The organism is Rhodococcus sp. CX (assembly GCF_015865005.1).
GTDB lineage: Bacteria > Actinomycetota > Actinomycetes > Mycobacteriales > Mycobacteriaceae > Rhodococcus.
Genome location: NZ_JADZGH010000126.1, coordinates 1 through 6,687 on the forward strand (window position 1 = coordinate 1; position 6,687 = coordinate 6,687).

A 6,687-nucleotide genomic window follows, 5' to 3' on the forward strand; every position below is an offset into this window, starting at 1 on the left:
CACGAGGAATCACGCGACGACGTCGTACACCACCTCACGGGACTTGACCTCCTGCTGTGCAGCGCACCCTATTCGATAAGTTCCGCGGATAACGTCACCTCTCACATCGAGGTTGGTTCAGGCGGTGAGTGGAGTCGCTTGCGAGCGAGTTTAATGAGTTTCTGTAAATCGATTCCGCTACATGGCTTTTCCTTGACGGACTTGATCAAACGGGAGAAGTATTCGTTCGGTCCGATACCGAAACGAATGAAAATGTCCTCGTCACTGCCCCGCCGTACGGCAGCCATCGGGAAGCTAACTCGAGGATCTCTGCTGAGTGCACATGCCGGGACGGGGACGGCGTCGGACGTGTAGATGGCATCGGTGGGATCAGCTCCTGAGATGTACGATTACGAGTCCTGGGATGTACGACTACGAGCAGGTCGCCGCCCTCGACCTGCTGCACGGACCCTCCAATCACCGATCTCCACCGCCAAACCGAACCCCGTCAACGTGGAAACCCCACGCAGGCAACATATTCGCCGGGCACTGGCGCGTCTGCGGTCACCGCGCGGTGCAGAATCTCGTCGGCGGCGGATAGGAAGGATGTGGTATTCATCGTGAGCCCGTTCTGGTCAGGTCGCGCGGACCGTGGGTGGGAGTGATGGTTCGGCCCGCGCGGAACCGACGTAAGGAGAGACTCGTCGCCACGGTGGGGACGTCGGTGGGCGGTCACTTCGGTTGGAATCCCTCGTGGCCGCTGACGGTGGCGGCAAGGGTCTTGGCTCGAGAGCTCATGGAAGGACCCGCAGCGTCGGGTACGGCTCAGCCGTGACGATGTGCGCCAAATGGTCCAGTGCAGCACGAGGGCTTTCAGCCGATGCAAAACGGGTCGATCACCACGAACCGAGGTGTTGAAATGGGAGGCTTGGTATTCAGAGGCAATGATGGAGCATCGTTGCCAACTCTCGTGTGGCGGCCGCTTCAGTCTCTGCGCCCCACGCGCTCAGGGCATCCGCTGAGACCATCAGAGATGCGGACGAACCAGCGGGGATGTCGCCGCCGAACGGTAGTCCGATTTCCTGGCGGATCTGATGCATAAGGACAGTGCACTTCATGAGGCCTCCTTTGTTCGGTCGGTTGGATCGGGGCTGCAGTAGGTGTTCACGGTGTCGTTGCCTCGATCCACTCTTTGTAGAACGGCGGCATGACTGAGGCTTTTTCGTGGAACTTGGGTGGGCGCTTGTCGAGGAAGGCCCGCACTCCCTCGGCGCCGTCGCCGATGCTGGTGTAGAACATGGCCACGGAATCGACGCGGTGGGCGTCTACGGGATGGGCAGCGGCGGAGTTCCGTAGAAGCATCTGGCGCATCAGGGCCACCGAGACTGGTGAGCGGTCGCGGGTCCAGTCATTCGCCAATGCGCGCGCTTCGCTGAGTAACGTCTCGGGCTCGTGGACCGCCTGCGCCAACCCGTCGATGTACGCGGCCTCGGCGTCGAGGATCTCTGCCCTATAGACCAGATCCAGTGCAGTAGGCATACCGACGAGCCGGGGAAGGAACCATGTCGAGCACGCTTCGGGCACGATTCCGAGCTTGCCGAACACCAGGCCGAACCGCGCTCGAGTCGACATCAGGCGCGCGTCCATCGCCAGCGTCATGGTTGCACCGATTCCGACGGCCGCGCCGTTGATTGCGGCGATCACCGGTTTACGGCAGGCATGGATCGCGAGGGTGACGCGACCGCCTGTGTCGCGGATTCGGCGCAATTCGGGGTCGTCGAGATTCTTCATGTCGGCAAGAGAGGGGCGTTTCGACTCGTCGAGTCCGAACACGTTCCCCTCACTCGACAGGTCCATGCCGGCGCAGAAAGCGCGCCCTGCTCCGGTGACGATCACGGCCCGGACCGCGTCGTCGTTGTTCACCGACACGAAGATGTGCTCGAGTTCGTCGGCCATCTCGACGGTGAACGCGTTGAGATGGTCGGGACGGTTGAGGACGACGGTGAGGATGCCGTCCTCGACTTCGTGGCGAAGAGTGGTGTATTCCATGACTGCTCCCGTTTGCCTATCAGGCGAGGTCGGCGGCGATCCTGCGGATGGCGGCTTCGGCATCGCTCACGATGTCCGAGATGATCGTCTTGCAGGGAAGAACGGCGTCGATGAGACCTTGGGATTGGCCGGCCCACCACATGCCGCCTTCCATGTTCCCTTTCTCCAGCACTTCCGTGCGACCGCGTACCCCGGAGGCGAGGTGTGCGACGTCCGAGAATGTGGCGTCAGGGTGGGCCGAGAGGGCTGCGATCTTCTCGGAGATGGAGTTCCGGGCCACACGTGCGGTATTGCGGAACTCGCGGAACACGAGGATGGTCTGGCGTTCGTCGTTGGCGACGATCTGGGCCTTGACGTTCGGATGCACGGGGGCTTCGTCGCTGGCGACGAATCGGGTTCCCATGTTGATTGCGCATGCGCCGAGGGCGAGTGCTGCGGCCAGTCCGTCGCCGGTGGCGAATCCGCCACTGGCGATGATCGGGATGTCGAGTACGCGCGCTGCGGCGGGGATGAGGATCAGGCCGGGGATGTCCTCGTTGCCGGGGTGGCCGGCGCACTCGAACCCGTCGATGCTGACTGCGTCGACACCCATGGACTGTGCTTTGACCGCGTGCCGGACGGCTACGGCTTTATGGATGACCTTGATTCCGGCGGCCTTGAACGCCGCAACATGTTCTCGAGGGCTGCTGCCGGCGGTTTCCACGATGGTGATGCCGCTGTCGATGATTGCGGCTCGGTATTCGTCGTACGGCACGGGAGCGACGGTGGGCAGGAGGGTGAGGTTGACACCGAACGGCTTGTCGGTCATCTCCCGGCACCGGGTGATCTCAGTGGCGAGCGCTTCGGGTGTGGGTTGGGTCAGTGCGGTGAGGAAACCCAAACCCCCAGCGTTGGCGACCGCGGAGATCAGCTCCGCGGTGCCTACACCGGTCATGCCACCGCACACCACCGGGTGCTCGATTCCGAAGGTTTCAGTGAAACGTGTGCGCAGCACTGTCACGGCCTCCCTGCGTGCGGAACGTCGACTCGCGTCGAGAGAACCTTGGCTTCACGTGCAGCGCTGCGCTTGGTTTCGTCGAAATCCGGTGCGACCGAAAGAAATAGTGTGCGGCCGTCATCGCCGCCCAGGGCGACTGCGAACACCCCCAGCGGAGCCGTACTCACCTCGTCCAGGACGGTTCCGCCTTCGGCCAGGCGGACGGCACGTTGGTTGACGCAGTCGGCGATCCAGATGGCACCTTCGGCGTCGAGGGCCTGACCATCAGGCGCGATCGTGCACGCCGCAAGCCGCTTCTCCACGCTCGGTTCGTCGCCGAGATCGCCGAACGAGGCGAAGTCCTGGCGGGGACCGAGTGTGCCGTCTGTTTCGATATCGAACCGGGAGACGCGGTTGCCGAACAGTTCGTTGACGTACAGCGTTCTTCCGTCCGGGGAGATGCACATGCCGTTCGGGAATGACAATCCTTCGGCAGCCACTCGGGAGGTGCCGTCGGTGTCGACGAGAACAACGACGCCGTTCTCGTGGTCGGCTCCTCCCATGAGGTCGAACCCGAACTCGCCGACGTATGCCTGCCCGTTCGTGGCGACCACCATGTCGTTGGCGTGGCCGTGGCAGTGTTCGGAAATGTCGGCGTGCTCGACGAGCGAACCGTCGGGTTCGAGGCGCAGGACTTTGCGGTCCTTCATCGAGACAACGAGCATGCGCCCGTCCGGGAGCCATCCGAGGCCGGATGGCTGGTGCTCCACGATGCAGACTTGTCCGATGGATCCGTCGGCGTCCACGACATTGACCGAGTGGGTGTAGAAATCCACGAACCACAGTCGACCCTCATGCCACCGAGGTCCCTCGGTGTATGTGAATCCTGTTGCAACTTCTGTCATTTGGCGATGTGGCATAGGTGTACCTCTCTTCCTGCGCTCGTCGCCCGCTGCACTCGGCCGGTTTCGGCCGGGCTGCCCATGCGGGTGAGGTGGCTCCAGTCTCGGGATCCTCACGGCGGTCGAGGTGTCCCACAACGCAACAGTGCGTAGGCGTTCATCGGGCGTTGTCGCGAATTCGGACGGTTCGGCGTGAGGGTTGATGTGCAGGCTGGTCGTACCCTCACCCACCCACCGGATCCGGAGGAATGCACCATGCTCACCACGATGATGGATCGTCCACTGCTGATCAGCTCGCTGCTGTGGCGTGCTGAGAACGTCTTTGCCGACCGGGTCGGAGTCTCGTGCGACGCGACCCACGGAGACCGAGAATTCACCTACCGCGATCTCGGCGCGACCGCACGCCGGTTTGCTGGTTCCTTCGGGAATCTGGGTATCGGGTTCGGCACCAGGGTCGCGACGTTGGCATGGAACACCTTCGAGCATCTCGTCGCCTACTACGCAGTTCCTGCGTGCGGGGCAGTACTGCACACGGTCAACCATCGGATGTCGCCCGAGCACATTGCCTACACAATGGATAAAGCCGAGGACGAGGTGGTTCTGATCGACGCTGATCTGTTGCCCGTTCTCCTCGAGATTCTCCCGCGTCTCCCGCGGATCAGGCATGTGGTGGTCATCGGTGATCTTGAGAGGGCCGAATATCCGGTACCTGCAGAGGTGACATGGTGGTCGTTCGACGGATTGTTGCTCGATGCCGTGCCGATCGAGGAATTCCCAGAGTTCGACGAGACGACCGCGTCGTCGATCTGCTTCACCTCGGGCACCACCGGGCTGCCCAAGGGGGTGGTGTACAGCCATCGAAGTACAGTGCTGCACGCGATGGCGATCAGTGCTTCCGGAGGCGTCGCGATCGACGGTAGACACTCGTACTTACTTGCCACGCAGATGTCCCACGTACACTGTTGGGGTGTCCCGTACGCGGGGGTGCTGCAGGGTGCACGTCTCGTTCTCCCCGGGCCGCACCCCTCGCCGGCGGAATTGCTGCGCATCACCACAGGGCAGACACCCGATGTCTTCGTCGGAGCGCCGGCTGTGGCAGCGCTCATGCGGGCACAGTTCGATGCCGATCCCGACCGCTACGATCTCGGGAGTCTGCAGACTATGTGGTTGGGCGGGCAGGTACTGCCGTCGGGGCTGGTGAAGTGGTGGGCGGAGCAGGGTGTGGTGACCGTCAACGGGTGGGGGATGACCGAAACCTCCCCCATGGGCACGTTCAGCAACTCTGCCGAATGCCAAGGCAGGCCCTTGCCGTTGTTCCAGGTGCGTGTCGTCGACGAGGAGGGGCGGAGGCTGCCGTGGAATGGGTTCACCACCGGAGAGCTGGAAGTTCGTTCGCCGTGGGTAACCGGTACGTACCTTGATGACGACCGCGCCGCCGAGGCGTTCGACACCGGTTGGTTGCGCAGCGGCGACGTCGCGGTGATTCATCCGGACGGCCGGCTGGAGATCCGCGACCGGGTCAAAGACCTCATCAAGAGCGGAGGAGAATGGATCTCTTCCGTCGAGGTCGAGAACCAGCTGCTACTGCATCCGGCGGTGGTGGAGGCCGCTGTCATCGCGGTACCGCACGAGACCTGGCAGGAGCGCCCCGTGGCGTGGGTTCGGACGACGGGGGAGGTCTCCGACGATCAGCTTCGGGCCCACTTGGCGGTGACCTTGCCGAAGTTCTGGCTCCCGGACTCGTTCGTGCGGGTGGACGAGGTCCCCAAGACGTCAGTGGGCAAATTGGACAAGGTGCGTATGCGCCGGATGTGGGCCCAGAAGTTCTTCGTGTAGCGTTCTGGGACACTCATGATCCATGTGATCTTGCTTACATAATGTTGGTACTGACCGTGAGGTGTTCGAGGTGGTGATGACGTGACCGAGCGGTTCCGCATGCAAGTAGACGATCGCAGTTCCGACAGGTACGACGATGCTGTGCCGAGAGTGCGACCGGAGATCGAACAGTCGTGGCGCCGGTGCCGCGCAATCGGGGCGGCCCCGGACGGTTCTCGTCTGCGCTATATCGATACGCCCACCGACTCGAAACTTGTCCGTGCGGCCCAGCCGGTCCTCGATCGATTGGCCGATCAACTCGCCGACGCACCGGTGACGATCTTGCTCGCGTCCCAGGACGCCACCATCGTCGACCGCCGCGCCGGGCAGCGGTCCCTGCTCGGTCGTCTCGACCGTGCCCAGGTCGCACCGGGGTTCATCTTCGCCGAGGAGTGCGCAGGAACCAACGGGATCGGAACCGCACTCGAAGAACGCAAAGCGTTCCGGGTCCGCGGTGAAGAACACCTGCTCGAGTCGCTGCACCCGCTCGCCTGCGTCGGTTCACCGATCGTCGACCCGGTCTCGCGTGCGGTGACCGGCATCCTCGACATCACCTGCGCAGTCGACGATGTCAACGACCTGATGGCGCCGCTGGTCCTGTCGGCCGTCCGCGACATCGAAGAGCGACTGTTCGCGTTGTCCGCCAGAAGCGAGCAGAGCCTGCTGCGCGAATACATGCGCAGCAAACGCCGCGGCCACGCGGCGGTCGTGGCGATGAGCCGGGACACGGTGATCGCGACCCCGACGGTGTCGCGGTTGATGGATTCGACCGATCAGATGATGATCTGGGACTGGATCAGCACCCACCTGGCCGCCAAGGACGAATGGGAAGCACCGCTGCGCTTCGCCGAGGGGATCGACGTGCGGGTCCATGCCCGCCGGGTCGGCGAGTCCACCGATCCGCTC

Annotated in this window: 4 protein-coding genes and 1 pseudogene; 2 read left to right on the forward strand and 3 right to left on the reverse strand. The window is 63.3% G+C overall.

All coding sequences use genetic code 11. From position 1 onward, the window contains the following. Nucleotides 1-1,143 precede the first annotated feature (1,143 nt). The 3 genes from I0Q12_RS13890 to I0Q12_RS13900 are packed head-to-tail and all read right to left on the reverse strand — an operon-like array spanning nt 1,144 to nt 3,924. Nucleotides 1,144-2,028, reverse strand: coding sequence for a crotonase/enoyl-CoA hydratase family protein (locus I0Q12_RS13890; RefSeq protein ID WP_197252480.1), 885 nt, complete (start codon nt 2,026-2,028; stop codon nt 1,144-1,146). A gap of 19 nt (nt 2,029-2,047) precedes the next feature. Continuing rightward, on the reverse strand, nt 2,048-3,028 hold the full coding sequence (locus I0Q12_RS13895; RefSeq protein ID WP_197252481.1) for a nitronate monooxygenase: 981 nt from the start codon (nt 3,026-3,028) through the stop codon (nt 2,048-2,050). Continuing rightward, complete coding sequence (locus tag I0Q12_RS13900; RefSeq protein WP_197252482.1) at nt 3,025-3,924, reverse strand: SMP-30/gluconolactonase/LRE family protein; 900 nt, start codon at nt 3,922-3,924, stop codon at nt 3,025-3,027. The genes I0Q12_RS13895 and I0Q12_RS13900 overlap by 4 nt, the downstream gene beginning before the upstream one ends. 252 nt (nt 3,925-4,176) lie before the next feature. On the opposite strand from I0Q12_RS13900, the gene I0Q12_RS13905 reads away from it, so the two are divergent. Together I0Q12_RS13905 and I0Q12_RS13910 are read left to right on the forward strand one after the other, a co-directional pair. Continuing rightward, nucleotides 4,177-5,742, forward strand: coding sequence for an AMP-binding protein (locus I0Q12_RS13905; RefSeq protein ID WP_231610624.1), 1,566 nt, complete (start codon nt 4,177-4,179; stop codon nt 5,740-5,742). 285 nt (nt 5,743-6,027) lie between these two features. Next, nucleotides 6,028-6,687, forward strand: a pseudogene (locus I0Q12_RS13910) (sigma-54-dependent Fis family transcriptional regulator); the annotation flags it as partial.